The 20,825-nt window shown below is 60.3% G+C and carries 11 protein-coding genes; 7 read left to right on the forward strand and 4 right to left on the reverse strand.

Going from position 1 to position 20,825, the window contains the following annotated elements; translation table 11 throughout:
* The first annotated feature begins 411 nt into the window (after nucleotides 1-411).
* Together AC51GR_RS22960 and AC51GR_RS22965 are read left to right on the forward strand one after the other, a co-directional pair.
* Entirely contained in the window at nucleotides 412-870 is a 459-nt protein-coding gene (locus tag AC51GR_RS22960; protein ID WP_496326972.1) for a hypothetical protein, read from the forward strand.
* 78 nt (nucleotides 871-948) lie between these two features.
* Nucleotides 949-2,007: a hypothetical protein gene (locus AC51GR_RS22965; RefSeq protein WP_496326973.1), complete on the forward strand. Its 1,059-nt coding sequence runs from the start codon at nucleotides 949-951 to the stop codon at nucleotides 2,005-2,007.
* Between the two features lie 986 nt (nucleotides 2,008-2,993).
* Here AC51GR_RS22965 and AC51GR_RS22970 read toward each other — a convergent pair.
* The 3 genes from AC51GR_RS22970 to AC51GR_RS22980 form a co-directional block, all read right to left on the reverse strand.
* Nucleotides 2,994-5,801: a class I SAM-dependent DNA methyltransferase gene (locus tag AC51GR_RS22970; protein WP_496326974.1), complete on the reverse strand. Its 2,808-nt coding sequence runs from the start codon at nucleotides 5,799-5,801 to the stop codon at nucleotides 2,994-2,996.
* Nucleotides 5,798-9,064 carry a helicase-related protein gene (locus AC51GR_RS22975; RefSeq protein WP_496326975.1) on the reverse strand — a complete coding sequence of 1,089 codons (3,267 nt, stop codon included), beginning with the start codon at nucleotides 9,062-9,064 and terminating at the stop codon, nucleotides 5,798-5,800. Before AC51GR_RS22975 ends, AC51GR_RS22970 begins: the two co-directional genes overlap by 4 nt.
* 275 nt (nucleotides 9,065-9,339) lie before the next feature.
* Nucleotides 9,340-9,666, reverse strand: a complete 327-nt coding sequence (locus AC51GR_RS22980) for an Rv1352/Rv1906c domain-containing protein (RefSeq protein WP_496326976.1) — start codon at nucleotides 9,664-9,666, stop codon at nucleotides 9,340-9,342.
* Between the two features lie 23 nt (nucleotides 9,667-9,689).
* Between AC51GR_RS22980 and AC51GR_RS22985 the strand changes: the two genes are divergently transcribed.
* On the forward strand, nucleotides 9,690-10,061 hold the full coding sequence (locus AC51GR_RS22985; protein WP_496326977.1) for a hypothetical protein: 372 nt from the start codon (nucleotides 9,690-9,692) through the stop codon (nucleotides 10,059-10,061).
* Between the two features lie 346 nt (nucleotides 10,062-10,407).
* Here AC51GR_RS22985 and AC51GR_RS22990 read toward each other — a convergent pair whose 3' ends face one another.
* Complete coding sequence (locus AC51GR_RS22990) at nucleotides 10,408-10,791, reverse strand: helix-turn-helix domain-containing protein (RefSeq protein ID WP_496326978.1); 384 nt, start codon at nucleotides 10,789-10,791, stop codon at nucleotides 10,408-10,410.
* A 720-nt stretch (nucleotides 10,792-11,511) separates the two neighbouring features.
* Here AC51GR_RS22990 and AC51GR_RS22995 point away from each other — a divergent pair.
* From AC51GR_RS22995 to AC51GR_RS23010, 4 genes are all read left to right on the forward strand, one after another.
* Nucleotides 11,512-12,243 (forward strand): HNH endonuclease, encoded by a 732-nt coding sequence (locus AC51GR_RS22995; protein WP_496326979.1) that lies wholly within the window; start codon nucleotides 11,512-11,514, stop codon nucleotides 12,241-12,243.
* 351 nt (nucleotides 12,244-12,594) lie between these two features.
* Nucleotides 12,595-15,414 (forward strand): PD-(D/E)XK nuclease family protein, encoded by a 2,820-nt coding sequence (locus AC51GR_RS23000; protein WP_496326980.1) that lies wholly within the window; start codon nucleotides 12,595-12,597, stop codon nucleotides 15,412-15,414.
* A 2-nt stretch (nucleotides 15,415-15,416) separates the two neighbouring features.
* Nucleotides 15,417-18,671, forward strand: coding sequence for a UvrD-helicase domain-containing protein (locus AC51GR_RS23005; protein ID WP_496326981.1), 3,255 nt, complete (start codon nucleotides 15,417-15,419; stop codon nucleotides 18,669-18,671).
* 10 nt (nucleotides 18,672-18,681) lie between these two features.
* Entirely contained in the window at nucleotides 18,682-20,337 is a 1,656-nt protein-coding gene (locus tag AC51GR_RS23010) for an NERD domain-containing protein (RefSeq protein WP_496326982.1), read from the forward strand.
* Nucleotides 20,338-20,825 lie beyond the last annotated feature (488 nt).

Consider the following 20,825-nt stretch of genomic DNA (forward strand, 5'->3'; position numbering starts at 1 on the left):
TCCTAACCCGCCGAGATCCCAGCCTCTCAGCTGACCGATGGTTGGTCCACTAGCGAGGGACCCGGTTGTTCAGTGCACCAGCGGATTTGCATCGGTGGTGCTGGTGCATACGAGCCCTTGGCGATTTCATCAAAATCGATACCGAACTCGGGAGGTGGCTGCGGGACAGCCCCGGGGCGGCCGCCACAGTAGGTGGTGGTGTCGGTTTTGGTGCCATAAGTGTGCCCCCCAAATCTCTGGCCGGCATCGCCGGCCACATCACGTCGCGGTCCCCACCGCGCGTTCACTATATCTGGAAGTCCGGCACTCGATCGGATCCACGATTCGGTGGACGACTGGGCGTCGTCGCACCCAGAACTGTCGGTACTCGGCGCTATCTTGTCATCAGAGATCGGTTGAGGGGAGGCCACTGTGGACGAATCGGACAAGACATCGGACGTGCAGGAGTGGTTGGGCATGACGACGTGGATCGTCGAGTCGCTCGCCGACAAACCGGTCGGTTTCATCTTCGAGATGGGTCCGAGCGGCTACGTCTATCACGATGATGACGAGGACGAAGACGAAGACGACGTTGCATGTGTTCAGGTCCAGATGCTGGCCGGCGGCGTGATGATGCTTCGACGTTCGCGGTCGGTGCTCGGCCACTTGTTGATCGCCGACTACTCGTCCGACAAGCTGCCCCTGAACCGTTGGCTCTTCAACGACAACTTCGATGACTGCACTGACGGCTACATCTTCATTCGTGACCCGGAACTCGTCGCCGACGCCTGCGTCACCTGGTTCCGCGACAATTGCGGAACGCGCTCACCCAACGACCTCGGCTGCGAATACCGCTACCCGGACGGGCTTTTGCCGCCGGCGGGGGACTAGCGCCGCGTTTTCGGAGACCGCAGGGGTTCTATCTGCATCGGATAGTTGTTTGAGATTGCTCGGCGTGCAAGGAGCGCTATGGAAATATTGATGCTCGCGCTGTGCAGGGCCACAGTCACATTGCCGCCGCGGCTGATTGCGCGGATGGCCGTCACCGCTAGCCCGTTGCTTCAGCCGTGGCGCGCGCTGGTGCCTCGACCCGATCTGACGGACCAACAAGCTTGGGAGTGCCTCTGGCGGGATGATGCATTGATCAAATCGGCGCTGAAGATTCCGGGGAAGTGGACAGCCAACGCGACATCGGACCGACTCGCCGACACGGTGGCACTGTATCTAGCGCGTCCAGACGTGCCGGCGGGCCGTATCTCACTCCTCCGCACACGACTCGACTCGGACCAGCTACGTCGAATTGATCTGCTGCGCAGAGTGACTGGACTGGACGGTAGCGACCTGGTCTGCCGTGAGATCGTGGCTGAGCCGCCCCCGGGATCGCTGCGAGGCGAACACGTTGGGAAGCGGGAACTGGCGCTGATCGAACGCTATCGACAGGCGGCGCGCGACGCGGATGAGGAGCGTAAGAATAAGGCGAACAACGTTTTCGAACGTATCCTTAGGAAGGACGGCTTGATCGCGCGAGCCGAGGAGGCCCGGCGATCGGATCGGGTCGATCAGTTGTTGACGCTGAAGGCTTGTCTGTTTGGGCGGGGCTCTGTCGCCGCACGCCCCGAGGATGCGGACTTCGGCACGGCGCAGTATTTGTTGACGCTCGGTCGCACCGCATCGGTGTATCACCACAGCGACCCGGAGTTGGGTCAAGTGCTTTCGGTACTGCGTCCCATCCTGCGGGCATACATCAACCCGGGGTACACGCCACCGAGGAGTTGGGTGTCTGACCGGCTGCTGATCTTCGGGGAGGCAGGCACTGTGCCACTGGGGTATTCGATCGATGGAGAAGAGGGCAACTATCTCGTTTCGCGCTTCGGCTCGAACCTGAACAAGTACGAAGCGCTCGCAAAACTGGCAGCGGCGAACAAAGACGCGCCGCTGCGCGACCTCTGCAATCGGGTAGAGGCGGAGCAGTTGGCGCGTCATCGGTGGATCGTCGAACAGCAACAAGGAGGAATCAACAATGAGTGAAACCAGTCAGAGAACTGAACCGGATTTCGTCGCGATTGCCGACGCGATTGCGGTGGAAGCACACCACGGTCAGACGGATAAGCTCGGCCACGACTACATCGACCATCCGCGGTCGGCGGCACTCGGATTGACCCCCCCCCGAAGGCAATTGCGGTTGCGGCGGCACTGCTGCACGACGTTGCCGAGGACTCCGGGTTCACCACGTCAGACCTCGCGGATCGTGGCGTTCCTACAGACGTGGTTGCTGCGGTGCTGCTGCTCACCCGACGCGACGATGTTGCGGATAACGACTACTTACGCGGCGATCGTCAAAGTTCGGTGGCAATGGCCTGGAACTGACAATGGCACTGGCGGTGAAGCTTGTGGGCCTGGTGGCAGCGCGGGTCCGCTGCGATTTGATCTGCTTGACACGACCCTGCTGTACCGACGTCTCGGAACCCGTCGGAGAAGGAGAGCCGGTGGATTGGTGGCGGGTCCCCGCGCACGCCAGATGGCGTCTACCGCCTCGAATGTTCCATAATTTAACGGCGTCCACGGTTGGGGCCCCGGATTTGTGACATGAGTATTGGGACACGTGTAGACCCAGCACGGTGTTACGAATGGTCGATGTGCCGAAACTGATCGTTTATGAAACGCTGAGGTTTGGGAGTGGACTGCGCCAAGATTGACAGGAGGTACCTCGGCTCGCTCTCCGCTCAGAGTGTCCGGGAGTGAACGAGATCTTCCGATGATTTGGTCTGCTCTGATCTCCCTGTCACTGGCGGCAGGTCTGCGTCGCGGCCGCGACGCGAGGTGCACGCCGTCACGGTCTGCGACACGCACCAAGATTGTGAGACCGATCCGTCGCCAGCACTGACGAGGCAATGTAAGTGCCCCGGGGTGACCCAACGAGTGTCAGGCATGCCAGACCGCCTACATAGAGGTTGGGTTGGACTATCCTCGGACGCTGCTGAGTTGGCCCTCCAAGGAAACTGGGATGTGTAGTTCTATCTCTTTGCCGTCCGGCGACGTGGTTTCGCCGCTGAGGTATGGAGGGGATCACTGAGCTCGCGGTACTGCTCGAACAGGATGTCTTGCCGCTCCAACTCGGTGATATCTATGGACTTGATCCCGAACAGTTTGTCGACGGCTACATCTAATCTTCGGTGCGCTTCGAGTAGCTCCGTCGACATTGTGACTGGATCGTAGAGATCGGCTAGCGATTTGCTGGGCTGCAGCTGACGTACCGAGAGAATTCGTTCGGCCCCTGAAATGATCTGTTTGCGAACATCATTGCTCGTAGGGGGAAGTGGGAACGTGTTCCATGTCAACAGTTTGTTGAATCGAAGATCAGACTTGATCCGTCCTCCGACAGCGCGCTGCCATGCAATAAACATGGCCGAAGACATGATTGCGAAAACGAACCCATCTGCATCGGCGGCGAGAAAATTTGCATCACTACAGATTACGTCCGCGGGGAACCTATCGCTGAGGAAGTACGGGCGATTCTCGCTAACGTGCCGAGGAATGCACAGGTAGGAAGTTGGTGGCTGCGCGATCTGGCGGAACAAGTGGGGCGTTGCCGCTGCTTTTCTGGTCGAAGCAGCCTTGCTGTCGAGGCGGAAATCTCGAACGCCTGCTACTCGTGATCGGAGCAAGGCGCTTTGTTTGAGATCCGCGGTGGCCAGATCTACAAGCCAGAGACAGTGGCGGGGAGTGTTGTGGAGCAGTTCGCGAGCTCCGACATAACGGTGCAAGTACTTCGCAGCGACCGGATCAGCAGCAAATTCTTCGTATTCGTCGGGCTCGACAATAAAGTTACCGCCGTCCGTGGGCTTATTTCCGTACGCAACTTCGCCGAGTTGAAGATTTAGGGGTTTGGTGACCGGATGCACGATCACCGGACGTCCTGTGCCGTGATAAGGCGTTAAATAGGGAGTAATCGCTTTGACCCCCGCTATCTCCTCGGCGGGTGACTCCGGTTTGGCGTAGTCAAAAAGCCGTGGCTGGCTCGGTTTCTTGGCAAACCCGATGATGGTGCAGTGAACCACGGCCTGCCCGGTGGCTTCCGATGTCCATTTGAAAGTTCGGTGGGCGAACTTGATGCGCCAGTTGTCATCAAAGATCGGCTCGAATAATGGCGCAACAGCCTCGCCCTGCGTGATGGAGTTAGTGGTGACGAAGGACCACTGAGCTGTTGTTCCACGCAGGTAACTGAGGGTTTTGGCATGCCAGCCGGTGACGTAGTCGAGAGTGCCGTGGTAGCGATCACCCCATACAGCCTGAAGGTCCGCGGTTTGCTCTTCTGACCGTAGGGAAATGCCTAGCCATGGCGGGTTGCCGAATACATAGACGTCGTCACTGGGGGGTAGGACTCGCCGCCAGTCCACTTGCAAAGCATTGCCGTGGTAGATAGTTGGCGCAATAGCGATGGGTAGGCGGTCGGGCGCGAAGCCGAACTCGATCGCCATCCGCTGATTGGCGAGGTGATCCACCAGAAGCATCGCAGTTTCGGCGATCCGGGCTGGCCACTCGTCGATCTCGATGCCAAAAAAGTGGTCTAGAGTGACCCGAATATCGCTGGTGACGTCAATGCTGAGCTGCGCTCGCTCTACCTTCTTTGTCCGCTCTACGTTCTTCGACGCGTCCGCGAGGTCGAGGTCTCTTCGGCGCTTAAGAATTTCAAGTTCGAGTGCGCGCAGTTCACGGTATGCAACGACGAGGAAGTTTCCGCACCCACATGCTGGGTCCATGAAGCGGCTTCGCGCGAGATCGTTGTGTAGCCGGGTGAGCTGGGCTTTGTTATCCCAAGCTCGATCAAGTCGATCGTGGTATTCATCGAGGAACAGAGGACGGATAGTTTTGAGTATGTTCTCTTCGGTGGTGTAGTGCTCTCCGCCAGCGCGCCGTGAGTCTTTGCTCTTGACTGTCTGGAACATCGACCCGAACACCGCAGGGGAGATGATCGACCAGTCGAACTCGCAGGCGGTGAGCAGCGCGTCTCTGAGGGCTGAGGTCAGGGGTGGGAGTCTCAGCGGTCCGTGGAAGAGACCGCCGTTGATGTAGCGGAACTGTGCGTATGGGCTGTCTGCCGAAAGCTGGCGCCTCGTCTCGTCTGTGTCGAGGACGTCGAATAGGCCTTGCAGGTCCTTGTGAAGCGTGCTTGCGGTGGTGTCTTCGCGCAGGTACCGCTCAAACAGCCCTTCTGGTTTCCACATGTCGGCGTCGTCACCGAAAAGTAGGAACAGCAGCCGGGCAAGGAGCAGTGTGGCGTCATGTTCGCCGACGCCGGCGGTTTCGAGTTCTGTGTAGAGGGTCCCCATGAGGCGGGCGGCTGCGACGGATGCAGTTTCAGCTTCGTGGTCGAAGGCGTCACGCATCTTGTCGAGCAAGGCAACGAGGGTGATGTCCTCGTCGAAGGCGAGCTCGATCGCCTGTAGACGTTGGGCCAAGTGAGTAGAACGATCCCCGACGAGATGTTCGTGCACAAGGAGTTTGGCGTTAGCGCTGCCGAGCTGGGCCCGCCGCGGCCACCGCCATTCTTGCCGATGCTCGTTGCTGAAAATGACGAGCCGTTCGTGGTTGTCCTGGCCGACGAGCACGTCTATTACTCGTTGGATTTTCCGCGATGGCAGGACCGGGCTGTGCCAGATACGTAGGCCCTTGTAGCCGGCGATCTGGGTGAGTGTGAAGGTTTCGTCGTCGACCTCGAGGGTGAGGTTGGGTTGGTCGGGGTTGTTCCAGCCGAGTTCGTCGATGAACAGGGTGCGGAAGTCGCGTGCGTCGACGAGGTCGAGGAGGCGGGTGCTGGTCACGAGCGAACTCCCATGCTGGAAACGATGCGGATCGGGTCTTTGCCGCTGCGAGAGGATATGACGAGCTGACCGTCGCGGTGCAGGGCGGTGATGAGGGCAGTTAGGTCCTCGTCGCTGGACCCGTTACGGACGGCGCGGCGTAGACGGTGGTCGGCGTCCTTGGCCAGGGGGTGCTGGAACAGTTCGTCGAGTGCGGCCTGGGTATCGGCAGCATGGTTGTGCAGGGTTTCCCCAAGTCTCCGCCACAAGGTGCGTCGGACACCCCGTAAACGGCCCGCTGCGACTGAGGGCGTAGCAAGAGGACCTCGGACGAGGTCTACGAGCAGGCTGTCATGGTCGTCAGAGTGTTCGAGCCCGAGCTCTTCCGGGGTGGCCTCGAACGCGCGGAGAACTTCGTGGCCGGTGAGTAACCGGGTCTTCCCATCGACGGTTCCCTGGCCGAATCCGTCCATGCCGGATTCGGTTCGCACGTAACAGACCACACCGTCTCCGCTGTCGGTGAGGCGCCGGGCTCTGGTGGCCGAGATCATGTCTGGTAGCGCCGCGATTTTCGCGGTGAGGTCAGGATCATCTTTTTGGGCCTGGTGCCAGCGCTGGTAGGCGAGGCTAGAGGCATCGACGTCATCGGCAGCGTCCTGGTCGTCGAGATTTCCGTTGTACAGGTCGGCAATAGCCTTGACCTCGGTATCGCCGCCGAAGAATTGCTCATCGGATCCGAACGCTTCGGCGTTGGCGTGTAGGCGGTCGCTGATGCGTTGACGCAGGGAGATGACGTTGTCGACGGACTCGTGGAAGAACGAATACAACAGCACCGTGTCAGCGCGTTGGCCGACACGATCTACACGTCCGGCGCGCTGGATCAGCCGGATGATCGCCCACGGCAGGTCGTAATTGACCACGATATGCGCGTCCTGCAGATTCTGGCCCTCGCTGAGGACATCGGTGGCGATCAAGACCCGCAGCTCGTCTTCTTCTGCGGTGGCCGGTTCGTGACCAGGCATAGTGTTTGATCGGGGGGAGAACCGGTGCGCGAGTTGGGTGGGGTCCTCGCTGTCGCCGGTGGCAACGCCGACCTTGCTGATGCCGACATCGTGCAATGCGGCTCCGATGTATTCGGCGGTGTCCTTGTACTCGGTGAACACCAGAACCTTCTCTTCGAGGTGCTCGGTGCGTAGCAGGGTGATTAGGGCGTCAAGTTTGGAATCCCGGCTTGGTTCCCACTCGCCGTAGGCAACCAGCAGTGACCATATGGCGTTGGTGTCGGTGCGGAGGTCCTCCCGCAGTTTCGGGGAGAAGATCTCCGGACGAATCCACCGCACCCCGGCCGGATTTGCCGCGACTAGCGCCTCGTAGCGGCGGGACGGTTCCTCACTCACCCGGTCCTCGGTGGCGAAGTCGTCGGTGTTCGGATCTTCGTCCTCCCCGAAGGTGTTCTCGGCGATAGTTCCAGTCGGGATCGCCAGCCCGTTGTCGATCGCGTACGAGAACAGTTCATTGCGGGCGACGTGCCGTTTGAGAGACAGTGTGAACGAATGCCCGCAAGAGGAAAGTCTCTTGTAGAAGGTGGTGCGCACGAACCCGGCGACGTTGCCTCGGCCACGGTTGAGGTTGTCGACGAACTCTTGTTCCAGCTCGGCCAGTTTCGCAGACTTCAAGACGTAGCTGCCGAGTTCATAGCGAGGCAGGATCAGCGCGGTCAGAGCATCAAGGGTGGTATCGCTTGCCATGAGTGCGGCCGGATCGCCGGCGCCGAAGGAATGATCGACGGGTCTCGGGATCCGCTGAGGGAACGCGAAACGTTCACCGTTGGAGAACTCGAGGTACTGGCGGCCTTCGGAGTCAGTGAGTGAGTAGTTGTTTTTGATGAACGTGCGCGTGCGCCGCACCAGATGCTCACTCATCAACCGTTTCCAGTCGTCGGGATCCTCTGATCGGCGAAACGCGGCCATGGTGGTCGTTTTGCCGTCGACTTTGTCCGCCAGTCGGGGATCGGAGGCCATCGCATTGACCGGTGAGATTCCGAGATCGTCGTCATCGTCGATGTACAGGGCGAGCTGATTGGCCACGTCCTGGAATCGAATGTTGTAAGGGGTAGCAGTCAGCAGCAGTGCCTTGCTGTCGTTCGCATGGATATAGTCCTGGATCGCCTTGTAGTCGCGGCGGGTGTCGTTGCGCAACGTGTGGGACTCGTCGACGATGACGAACGCATACCGACGCAGGTTGGGCAGGATTGCGTGCGCCATGCTGTACGGGACGACCCGACCGTGCAGGTCGTACGCCTGGAAGTGCTCCTCCCACATAGAGACCAGGTTCTTCGGGCACACCACCAGCGGCATGTAGCCGTGCTCATCACGCAGCATCAATGCCACCGCGATCGCGGTCAATGTCTTACCGAGACCGACAACGTCACCGAGCATGGTCCCGCGTTTAGTCATAATCCGCCGAGCCAGGGTCCGCACCGCGGTGGCCTGGTATTCGAGCAGCTGCTTACTGATCTCGGACGGCACCGAGTACTCAGCCAATCCCTCGCGGACGTCGCGAGAAAGGTCGTAACAGACCTTCAGGAACACCTCGTACGGGCGCCGAGGCTCTTTGCGAACCCATGACTCATCGAGCAGATCGAGCACGTCGGCGGTGACCGGACGGCTGAACTTGTCACTCCAACGATCCCCGAACCAGTTCGCCAAGGTTTCAGCACCGTGGGTGTCGACGACGTCGACGTTGAGCTCGAGGTTATGCGTCAGGCCTGGGGCCGTGAGGTTCGAGGAACCGACGAACCCGGTGATCGGATTGTTCAAATCCTGCCGGTGACAGATATACGTTTTCCCGTGCAGCGGACGGCGGGTGAATACTCTGATTTCCACCGCCCCTTGGGCGAGCAGATCTCGCAACGACTGCAACGCAGCACGATCGGCATTGGTCGGTAGCCCACGCATCAGCTGAGTCCGCAGCTGCTCGAGGAGCTGGGCTTTGCGTTCGCGGGCCACGTTCCTATCCGCGTCGGGGCGCGGGCTGCCATCGACCCCGGCCTGCAGCTCCTCCAGGGTTTCCTGCTGTGGACCGGTCATGACCATCCCGATGAGGATCCGCACCACCGGGCTGGCCGCGCCGGCAGCCACCTTTTCTTTGACCAGCGGATCGAACGTTGCCCAGCCTCGGAGATTGAAATAACCGACCGCCACATCCATCCGATGTGACACTGCCAGCGTCTGTTGAAGATGCGTACCGAGGTCGGATTTGATGTTGTCGAAGATCCTGGTCACTCAGCAGCGCTCCTCATTGGGAAAGGTTCCAGAATAAGTTATACGGGGCTGGCAGAAGCTCCCGAAACGTGACGGAACGCCGAGCACCCTCCTCGGACTCTAGGGCCGTCAACTATGATTGTGCAGCCCGTCACTCGCACTTTGTGAAGAGCGGGTGGACCCATGGGCTGAGCGCGATGGCTGCTTCCGCCTCTGTTGTAGAACCTGAGGTTCTGCATCTGCTGGCGTGCCCTCGCTCGCCAGGAACTGAAGTGATCAAGCGATCGTTGCTTGGGTCATTCAATGGGTTTCCATGTTCCGATTCGTTGGCTGGTGAATTGGCCGTCGCCAGCTTCGATGGTCACCACGATCTGTTGTGCCGAGGACACGAAGTTGTTGTCAATGATCTCACCGGACTTCGTGGTGCGTTCCCAGTACCCGTCGGTGATCAACTGGCCACGCGCCCCGGTGGCTTGGTATGTGGCGGGCGGCATTTGGTTGGGCCCGGTTCCAACAACATGGGTGCCGTTACCGAACCAGTATTCGATGTCCCCGGACCGGACGCGCCTATACGTCTCCTTGATCTGGTCGTCACCGAGCATTTCGATTCCGGTGGAGAGCATCTCAGGACTCCGCGACCGAGAGCATGCTCACACTGTTCATCGGCGTCATGTTCGGTGTGAACGCGGCGCAGGCCGGTGTGGCGCAAGTGTCGGCTCTGATTGCGAAGCAGGTGGCCAAGAAGCTCCCGCAGCAAGCGCTGACCAAGGGCACCATTTACCCGATAGTCAAGAAGGTTGCAACGGTTCTCGGCGTTCAGATGACCAAGCAGATCTTCGCAAAAAGCGCAGCCAAGATCGTTCCGCTGGTGGGGGCAGCGGTCTCGGGGAGTCTCACGTTCGCCACATTCATGCCCATGTCCAAGCGGCTCCGAAAGCACCTCGCGAGCCTGCCGTTGACCAAGCCACGCCATGTGAGCGAGCCAGAGTCGTTCGGGCGCACGGTCATCGCGGAGTAGTCCACGTTTGACCAGGTTCGTGAGGAGCCTCGCCGTCACGAAGTCACGAGTCGGGAGCTGTTGTGCTGTACGCATCGCGATTGGATTGCCACTCGGTTGCTCACCCGACATAACGATCGCTTATCGGAGGCAAGTAGGCCGCGCGGATCTGTCGTTCGTAGCTCGAGGACGGCTATGCGGGCGGTTCGCTGTGTCAAGGGGGTGCTGGTTGTTGTGACGGCTCCGGGAGGGTTCTAGTCAAAGTCGCAACTCCGACTGTCTTCCTGAGGCTAAGGGGCGCGCGATACGTTCGGCCGATGTGCAGCTGGCATGTCCCCAGTAGGTGAGTCCACATCATGTGGCCCGACTATCGGGGACCTGCCAACAGCCGTCCAGTAGGGGCCTGGTCGATGTTCTCGTTGCACAGCCACATTCCGGGATCGGCACGAAATCTGCTCCGCAGATGAGGGCTGAGTTGTCCGGGACTCGACCGCCGGGCTAGCAATTCCGCCACGATCAGCCCAGTTGCTCGCTGTGGAAATCTGCCTGGGATATCGCCGCTCTCGTGGTGCTGTCGTCGGCTATGGCCCTCGAACGGTTGACATGTTTCTGAAGAGGCTGCCTTGCGGCGCAATGCACGCGAAATTGTCAACGGCGCACGCCCCAGGACGCTGGCGATCTGCCGAATGCTGCGTCCAGCGGCGGAAATCGGCGATCTCGACTCGCTCGCCTTGGGGTGAGAAGTGAACACTTACCTCGGGGTCATCAGTCGGTCCAGCGCGGCACGAAAGTGATAGCGTCATCGCCGCGATAGATCTTGCGCCCGCGACCAATTGTTCCCAACGGTTCGGGACCGCGCCGGCCCCTACGGCGGCGGAGTGTTCCACCTGCGGCAAGGAGCTCCATCAACCGACGACGTTTGGCCGATTGTGGACGGTGACCGACCCCTTTCTTCACACGAAGAGACAAAACACCGCCCTCCAGAATTTAAAGAGCGCTGTACGAGCCGGAGGAACCACCCCGGGTTGAATGCCTACTTTGGATCAATACCGCTACGGATACTCCGTGACGGTAACGTCGTGGGTGTCCGTCGTGGAGAACGAACTTACGTATTGAACGACTGCAGTTGACATTTTGGCGCCCGAGACGTGATTCTGTCTCTCTCTGCCTATGCTGGGGATTTGCGCTGATCGAACGACGGAGGATTGAATTGGCAAGTGAGCTAGCCGATTTCTTGGAACCGTCACCGCAATCTTTGGCAGCACAATGGCGATCGATTCTGAACCGCGGCGTCGTCGCGGCGGGGCAGCGTCAGGAGAACTTTGTTCCCTGCGAAGTCGTGCTCTGTCTGTGCGCATCTCTGCTAGTCGACCACCGCAGATTCGGCAGTAGTTCAGCGCATCGTGCTGGGTTTCCGGTACCGGAGCTCGCGCGTTTGTTCCGTCGTCCTGCGACGAGTGTTATCGCGAAGATGGCCAATCTTGACGGTACGAGAAGTCATGGGGGTAAGCATGACCTCCAGGTCGGTTCTGTTCTCCTATCGGATCGACTTGCACTGCAGGTTATCTATCTGAAGATCATCGGTTCTGCACGAAGCCTCGGGATCGGTGTTGCGACGTTGCCGGACTTCCTCGAGCTAGAGGCCGGAGATGAACTCTGGCTTCTCGGACAGGAAGAGCTTGATGACGTCGAGCTCGAGAACTCGGTGGCGGCGGAGGTCGAGAGCCTTGCGACTAAAGAACCGGATCTCCCGGTCGAGGTGACGCAACGACTGTTGACCGCTCGGGCTCGTGTGGGGCAACACCGATTCGCGAAAGGTGTGCTTTCAAATCACTTGAATCGATGCGTATTTTGCGGCCTGAGTGGTCACATTGGGGGTGTGCGCAGAAGGCGGATGCTTACGGCGAGTCACATCAAACCGTGGCGGGACAGCAACAACGACGAACGCCTCGACACTAGGAATGGTCTAACGGCTTGCCCAACCCACGACGTCGCGTTCGATACGGGGCTCCTGACTGTCGACAACCAACTCCGTATTCAGTACTCCAGCGGAGTAGAGGACGATTTTGCAACTGAGTCGCCTCTGCGGGCGGCGCTCGGAAAGCCCCCAGTCTTCGACAAGCTTTTGCTTCCGCCTACCGCCGTGCAGCCCGACTTTGCCTACCTGGATTGGCATCGCGAAAGAGTATTCGTACGGTGGTGAAATGTTCATCAGGCGAGCTTGCGGGGGGTTGCACTTGATGCCGCGGCTATACGATCTGGCTTGTTTTGTGTACAGAAATTCGCGAGTAGCACCGTGAGCCGGAGAGTATTCGACATTCGAGATTGATGGCCACCGGGCCGTGGTTTGAAGCTGTCTGTGATCACTTTGTCTCGGGCGCTTGTGATTTCATCTGTTTGGATGACCTAGCGCGCCGGTGTGGGCAACTCCGGCTGTGAACGCAAAGGTCAACGGCATGGAGAACCTTTTAGCGTGACGGCGGAATCGCCTGAGGGTCAAAGAAACCCGTGTTCGATCGCCATTGTTGTCGCAGCGATGGGCAATGATGCAGTGATGACCGCTGACGCCCATGACGCACTCGTCGCAGCTGTCCAGCGCGCCAAAGCTGGGAACTCTCTGTCGCTGGTGACCGTCACTGTGCCCAGTAGCGGTGCAGGCCGCGACGTGATGAAGCACCTGGCGCGGTGTGGTGGTCTGGCGAATACCCATGTGATGACGGTTGGACAGGCGGTGAAACTCCTCGCAGCGCCGGCGCTCGCGCCACGCACGCCGTTGGACTATCCGCTGCTCGAGGCCTCTGTGCAAAAGGTCCTTGCTGACGAACCGGGGCTCTTCACGGTAGTCGCTAACGAGCCGATCACCGCGCAAGCGATCGCCGGTGCATCGCTGGCTCTGTCTTCTCTCGCGGACCCGACCACCGAGAACTCAACGCGGCTCGTCGACGACATGTTGCGCGTTCATCGACTCGCATCGAGTGCGCATGCGTCCGCTTACTACCTGCCCCACGAGGAGTACGCGGTCGCAGCCGATCGAATAGACAAACTGGGAACCATCATTGTCTTTCAGCCGTGCGAATCCGATCCTGCCGCGGCGAAGTTCTTGCGTGCGATGCAGGTCCGCGGCGAGACGATCGAAATCAACCCAGAAATCACCGGGACCATGGTCGCCCACACCTCTGACTCGGACGACGAAGTGCGGGCCGTCACCCGCATAGTGCGGAAGCACCTGGCCGCGGGCACTCCGGGCCACCGCATCGGTGTCTTTTATGGCGCCGACGATCCGTACCTGCACCTGATACACGAGCATTTCGCAAGCGGAAGGATCGAGTTCACTGGGCCTGACTGCCGTTCGCTCATTGATCGACCACTGGCACGGTCACTACTCGCGCTCCTGCAACTCGACGTTGATCTGATGCCCCGCCGCGAACTGCTGGCGGTCCTCGCAGAGCGATCCCTGAAGCGACCAGTGATCAATGGCAAACCGATCGCGTTGCCGTGGCTTGAAAAGCTGACTCGCAAAACCGTTCCGATCGTTGGCGGCGGTGATTGGGAGCGGCTGACTGACGTCGATCCGTCGAAACGCGAATACGAAGCGGCTATTACCCTTTACAGGTTTGTCGGGCAGCTGCAGGCTGTGCTTCGGCAGATCACGTCAGCGCCCACGTGGTCTGACGTCGCTACCTTGCTGCTCGGGTTTCTCGAGCAATGGTTTGTTCTCTCGTCAAAGGGCGACAACGACCCGACTGCGACTGATGCTGATGCCATTCGACTGATCTGCCAAGAACTCACCCTCTTGGATGGGATCGCGCCAGCGCCGAATGCACCAGGCCTAGTCGACGCTTTAACCGCCCGAATTGATCGCGTCAAGCGTACCATAGGGAAATTCGGCACAGGTGTCTCCGTTGGCCCGATCAGCGCCGGCGTCGGACGGGACCTGGACGTCTGCATCGTCCTTGGGGTGGCCGAAGGAATCGTACCGGCACGTCGGCGTGAAGATCCCCTCCTGCCTGCCGAACTCACTGGACGAAAGCTCGCTGAAGAGATCGACACTCAGCACCGGCAACTGGTGCTTACGCTGGCCGCCGGTAGGGAGCACCGGATAGTCACCTTTCCCCGCGGTAGCTTGCGCGGCGGCGCAGAGAAGGTTCCGTCGCGTTGGCTGCTCCCAACGCTGAAACACCTCGCCGCCAAGCAAATTGATGTGGTCGGTTGGCCGGATCAGACCAAGGGCGTTGAATCGATCGTGGCCGTCGAGTCGTTCGACGTTGCGACCCAGAGGACAGACCTGCGGCTGGGAGCCTCCGCAGGCTCGCCTACTGAATGGCGCCTTCGCTCGCTCGCAGAGGTACCTGCCAAAGATCGACGCGGACTACTGAGTGACACCGTGATCGCCCGGGGCATGGAAATGCGCAGCGACCGGCTCAACGGGCGATTCACGCGTTTCAACGGCAATGTGTCGGCAATCAAGGAATTGGTCACCGTCTTCGATCGGCCAATCGCTCCCACGAGTCTTGAGCAATGGGTCGATAGTCCGTACCGCTTCTTCGTCCGTAATCTGCTGGGAGTCGATGCGCTCAAAGATCCCGACGAAGTTGCCGAACTGGACGCCCTGACACGGGGCAACCTCATCCACGCGGTACTCGAGCATTACATCAAAGCGGTGATTGAGGGCCGAGATGCGACGCTCGACCGTCTTTTGACCACTGCAGACGAGGTGCTCGACGACGCAATCCTGGATGCGCCGGGGTGGTTGCCCCAACTCTGGGACAAGGACCGGGCCATCATCCGCCGCGATTTCGAGACCTGGTTTGAGCACGACACGTCCGACCGCACCGCTGGGTGGGCGCCGATCGGTGTGGAGCGGCAGTTTGGTCGCAGCGACGACACCGATGAGGTCTTCATCGAACTCGACACTGGCCGCCTGACTTTTAGAGGGTCCATCGACCGGATCGATTGTCACGGCGATGGCCGAATCAGGGTGACTGACTACAAGACTGGACAGGCTAGGTTTTCTAGCGGGATAGGGGAAGCGAACCCTACGCTTGGCGGCAAGAAGTTTCAGCTGCCGGTCTATGGACTGTTCGCCGCGACTCAGGCCGAGCAGATCAGTGTTCGCTATTGGTTCGCGACCAGCACCGGAGATTTCAAGGTGATCGAGTACCCGATCACCGAAGCGGTCACAGAGATCTTCCGTACCGACATGTCACTGATCCATAGTGCGGTGACCTCAGGCTATTTTCCGCCTAAGCCCAGTGGCCAGTCGTGGCCTGACGCTCTCGTCGACCTCATCGGTAAGGCCGGCCTTGAGCGCGCCTGGGTGAATCTCGAAGGCACCAGCGAGTTGGCCGACTACATTGCGAAGCACGGAGGCTGAAGATGAGCACGGGAATAAGCACCTCCCTCGTTGACGAAGCGGCACGGCGACGGATCACAGCTGATACCGCAACCTCGCTCTTCGTCGAGGCCGGAGCCGGGAGCGGCAAGACCCACGCACTCGTTCAGCGCATCTGCCAACTGGTACTCGTGGACGGGGTTGAACTCGACAGCATCGCCGCCATCACTTTCACCGAAAAGGCCGCTGCCGAACTCCGCGAACGCGTCCGCGCAGAACTGTCGAAACATGAAACCCCGCGGGCGACGTCGGCGCTGAATCAGGTGGACACGGCGGCTCTGGGCACCCTCCACGCCTTCGCCGCTCGAGTGGTGTCGGAGCACCCGCTGGAAGCGGGTGTACCGCCCCGAATTTCGATGGTTGACGCTATGGGTTCGCAGCTTTCCTTCGAACGACGCTGGCGCCGGATGCGGACCACGCTCTTCTCTGATGAAGCCACTGCGCCCGCCGGCCTCGCTGAGGCAATGCAGATCGTCATTGGCGTTGGCGCGAAGCTCGTCCAGGTCCGCACTCTCGCCGATGCACTCGACCGCAGCTGGGACCGACTCAATCCCGGAGATACCCCGCCGCTCATCGCGGAGCACGCCATTGACGATGTCTTGATGGCTGCCGACGAGGTTGTTGCTTGCCGGCTCCAATGCACGGACCGGGGCGACAAGCTCTTCGCCAAACTCGACGACGTTGAGCAGTGGCGTACACAGATGGCTGCCGGGGCCAGTACTGGAGCGTGGCTCCCGTTGGTTGATAAATGCCCAGGACCTGGCAGCGGCGGGAAGAACGCCAACTGGGGTGGCGGCAACCGTGCCCGCGAGATCAAGGACGCCATCAAGGATCTGAAAAGCCTTGCCGCGCAGATGCGGTTGCGATACGCGTCGACGGCGCTCGAAGTCGTCATCTATCACCTGGCGCGCGCCGTCATCACCGAAGCCCGCGAACGGCAGCGGAGCGGCGAATTGGAGTTCCATGACCTCCTGGTTCATGCGCGCGATGTCCTGGCTGACGAACACGTGCAGCGCGCAGTCCACACGAGGTATCAGCGAGTACTCCTCGACGAGTTCCAGGACACCGATCCACTGCAGCTGGAGATCGCCCGCCGCATCGTCGCCGGTACCGACGAGGCAGGCCGACTCTTCACCGTTGGCGATCCGAAACAATCCATCTATCGTTTCCGCAGAGCAGACATCGTGTCGTACATGGCAGCCAGTGACGCGACACCAGACGGCGACGTCGTCCAGCTGACAACCAATTTCCGTTCCACGACAGGGGTTCTCGAGTGGATCAACGAGGTGTTCAGCGCACTCATTCTTCCCGACCATCACGTGCAGCCGACCTACACTCCGCTGCATCCTGCCCCTGGTCGTCCCTCGTGGACTGCCGAATCTTGGGGGCCTACGCCCTTCCTGTTCGCAGACAACTCAGACGCTCGCGAGGACGAACCTGCGTCGGACACCGAACGAGTGCGGGTCCGTGAGGCTGACGATGTCGCACGGATCATCGAGACTGCCGTAGGCCGCGGCTGGCAGAAGGAGAAGTTTGACGGCGCGGAGTACCAACACTCCCCGGTGAGGCTGAGCGACATCTGCATCCTTGTCCCGTCCCGAGCGGTGCTCGCATACCTGGAGACGTCTCTCGATGCTGCTGGTATCGAATTCCGTTCCGAAGCATCATCTCTGGTCTATTCGACACAAGAAGTGCACGACCTGCTCGTCACCGCGCAAGCGCTGTCGAACACTGCAGACACTGCAGCACTCGTCGCGGCGCTCCGCACCCCGCTGTTCGGGTGCGGGGACGATGACCTACTGCGGTGGAAGGCAGCGGGCGGAAAATGGAACTGGTATTCCGAGGCGCCGACTGGGTTTGAGGACTCTCCGGTTGCCGAAGGTCTCACCTACCTGCGGACGATCTATCGTGACGTTGGCCGGCACACACCTGGTTCGTTACTGAGCACGCTTGCGACCGACCGGCGCGTCTTCGAAGTTTCGATGGATTCGCCGCGTCATCGGGACGTATGGCGGCGGCTGCGGTTTGTCATCGACCAGGCGCACGCCTGGTACGGAGAAGATCGTGGTGGGCTCCGCGACTATCTGGCGTGGGCACAGACGCAGCAGGAAGAAAACGCGCGTGTTGCGGAAGCCGTTCTGCCTGAAATTGGTGTGAACGCAGTCCGCATCATGACGATTCACGCCGCCAAGGGACTGCAATTCCCGATGGTGATCGTCGCTGGTATGAGTGGTGGCTTTCCGACCAGCAAAGCGCCACTAGTCTGGGATGGCGACGGTAAAGCGTCGGCCTACCTGTGCGGGGGAGTGGAGAGCCTTCACTACGATGCGCTGGCCAGTGCCGAAGATCTGCACACTGAGGCAGAGCGAATTCGGCTCCTCTACGTGGCGTGCACGAGAGCCGAGAGCTTGTTGGCAGTATCCGGGTACCGAGGCAAGGGAAAGTGCTGGGGCAAACTCTTCGAACCAGCACTCGAAACCCTGCCCAACGAGATTCCGGAACTGGTCGATCCCGTTCGAGATGACGGAGAGGCCGTCCCATCAGGGTCTGCGACCGAGAGCTGGGAGCAGTGGCTCGTCGCCACCGAGCGTGTGGCGGCGTTCTCGGCACTCCCATCGTCGATCCCCGTGACGGACATCGTGCACGAAAAGCGTTCGGAGGCCGCTAGAATACTGGACGGATACCGCACGGCTCGGCTGCTGACAGACCCGGTCGAAGGCGAGACGGTCGCTGCCGCAGTAGGCTCCACTGAAAGTGGCGCGGCGCTGGGGACGGCCCTGCACACACTGATTGAAGCCGGTGGGCTGATCGTCGATCTCGACGATGCCTTTGACGACCGGGCGCGAACTACGGCACGAGGCGCAGGACTGGCTGATGAAGAGCGGTTCGTGCTGCTGGCTCGCTCCGCGCTGTCGTCGGAACCGGTGCGGCGAGCCGCTGACCGCGAACACTGGCAAGAGATGCCGCTGGGTGGGCTCGCGCCCGGGAGTGACATCGTGGTGGAGGGCATCGTAGACCTCGTTTATCGGGAAGACGGCGGCTCTCTGGTCATCGTTGATTACAAAACCGATGTTGGCGTGTCGGCAGCGACGCTCGAGCAGTACTGGGCGCAATTGGCGATCTACGCAGAACTGCTGCGCGCCGCGGCGAACGAGACCGTGTCTGAACTGGTCCTCGTGTTCTGCCGACCCGGAGATGCTGTTGTGCTGCGCCGGTCCCTCGCCGGCGTTCAAGGTTGAGGAGGTCGTTGTGCCGATAACCCACCCGGAATCGCCGCGTTTCGCCAATGGGGCGGAGCATCGCGTGTGGCAGGAGCTTGATCGTCAGCTCGGCGATGAAGACTTTGTCGTGGTCGGGCAGCGGGTCACTGATCACGACAAAGACCATGAAGCAGATTTCGTTGTTGCTATCGATGGGCTCGGCATTGTCTGCCTGGAGGTCAAGGGCGGCGAAGTTTGGCACGATGGGCTCGACTGGAGACAGAACCGCGGCGGCGTTCACGTGACCATCGACCCAGTAGCCCAGGCGTTTGGCGCGTGTTACGCGCTGCGCGGTTTCGTGGAGGGCGATCATCGGTGGACTCAAGGTCGCGTCCGTTGGGATCACATGATCGTCCTCCCGAACACCGAATTGCCGCCGGATTTCGCGGTGCCAGAGTGCCCGCGGTGGAAAGTGATTGACCGAACGCAGTTAGGAAACATCGCAGGCTCGATCCAATCCGTGTTGCAGCACCGAAGCGCGAATCCCGTACTAGGTGACGACGGTATCGACCAACTCAGACTCGCGCTTGCCGGTAGGGGATTGCCACAACGTGACGTGGTTGCGCGTGCGCTCGAAAACGAGGACGCGTCAGACCTTCTCACCGATCAGCAAGCGGTGATCTTGAATGCGATCAGCCTGCTCAACCGGGTAGAAGTGCGCGGCGGAGCGGGGAGCGGCAAGACGCACCTGGCAGTTGAGCAGGCGCGACGGCTCACCCGTGCCGGCCAGCGAGTCGCGTTGATCTGTTATTCGCACGGACTCGCTTCATACCTCGAAAGACTCCCTGGCGAATGGTCCCGTAGGCAGAGACCCGCGTACGTAGGGGAGTTTCACGCACTCGGTGTGCAGTGGGGTGCCCCAGCGGGGCCTGATGAGTCGGTGAGAACTGAAGAGACGGCCAAGTTTTGGGAGCGCGACCTGCCGCATCAGATGGCGGACCTCGCAGTAGCGCTCCCACCGGGCAAGCGGTTCGACGCGATCGTCATCGACGAGGCACAGGACTTTGCTGACCAGTGGTGGGAGCCGATGCTTGCATGTCTCAAAGACTCCGAAGACGGGGGCATCTTCCTGTTCAGCGATGAAGGGCAACGGGTGTTCGATCGTCAGGGTGCGCCGCCGGTACCGTTGGTGCCGCTTGTCCTTGACCACAACATGCGGAACACACGGCAAATCGCTACGGCGTTCGAGCCGCTTGTCGGGCAACGTATGCGGCTGTTGGGCGGTGATGGTCCTGAGGTGACGTTTGTGGCGTGTTCACCGGGCGAAGCCATCAACTGTGCAGACGATCAGGTCGAACTGCTGATAGACGAGGGCTGGCGGACAGAGGATCTCGCTCTACTGACGACGGGTAGTCGACACCCAGAACAGGGCGAACGGCAGAGCGACGGTAACAAGGCCTACTGGGATACTTTCTGGGACAAAGAGCAGGTCTTCTATGGGCACGTGTTGGGTTTCAAGGGCTTGGAGCGAAGGGCCGTGGTTCTGGCGTTGAACGAGTCACGGCCGCGCGACCGTTCAAGGGAACGCCTGTACGTCGGACTGTCGCGCGCCCGAGATCGTTTGGTGGTGTGCGGGGATCCGGCGTTTCTTCGAGAGGTCGGGGGGAGTGACCTCTCGGCAAAACTTAGAGCGGATATCGAATGACGTTGTGAACCGGGAGTTTAGACGGCGGCGCGTATTGCAACGGCCAAGAGCTTGCCGCCCTGGTGCCACATGGAGTCCGAGATCTACATGTTCTCAGCTACCACGGCTAAAGTGACAGCGATGAGCCAGATCAGTCCCGCGTCACTCAGATTGTGGGAAACCACCCATCTGGAGCGATGCCTGGTCGAGCGCCCGACCGTATCGGTGGGGAGAAAAGAATCGTTGCGACACAGTTCAACAATGGCCCTTCGGCTCTGGGGATTCTGCGGGGGGAACGTCTCGACGTTCTCGGGTCGGTTAGTTCGGGACAGATTGTTGTCTTCGAACCGAAGCGCGGTCTTGATTTCCGAATCCATTCGCAGGCAATTTCGTAAGCGGCGCTGGTGGCCGGCTTCAGCAAAGCCAAGCAAGTGGGTGCGGCAACGCTCTGCGTGGGATAGCGATGAATCTGCATGCGACACTACGTTTACCAGTGGTGTGTTCGGTGG

This window comes from Williamsia sp. z71, assembly GCF_059553375.1.

Coding starts and splice junctions, on each gene's coding strand:
- AC51GR_RS22995 (WP_496326979.1), top strand. CDS start 11,512: ATGGCCAATCTTGACGGTACGAGAAGTCATGGGGGTAAGCATGACCTC.
- AC51GR_RS23000 (WP_496326980.1), top strand. CDS start 12,595: ATGACCGCTGACGCCCATGACGCACTCGTCGCAGCTGTCCAGCGCGCC.
- AC51GR_RS22980 (WP_496326976.1), bottom strand. CDS start 9,666: ATGCTCTCCACCGGAATCGAAATGCTCGGTGACGACCAGATCAAGGAG.
- AC51GR_RS23005 (WP_496326981.1), top strand. CDS start 15,417: ATGAGCACGGGAATAAGCACCTCCCTCGTTGACGAAGCGGCACGGCGA.
- AC51GR_RS22965 (WP_496326973.1), top strand. CDS start 949: ATGGAAATATTGATGCTCGCGCTGTGCAGGGCCACAGTCACATTGCCG.
- AC51GR_RS22985 (WP_496326977.1), top strand. CDS start 9,690: ATGCTCACACTGTTCATCGGCGTCATGTTCGGTGTGAACGCGGCGCAG.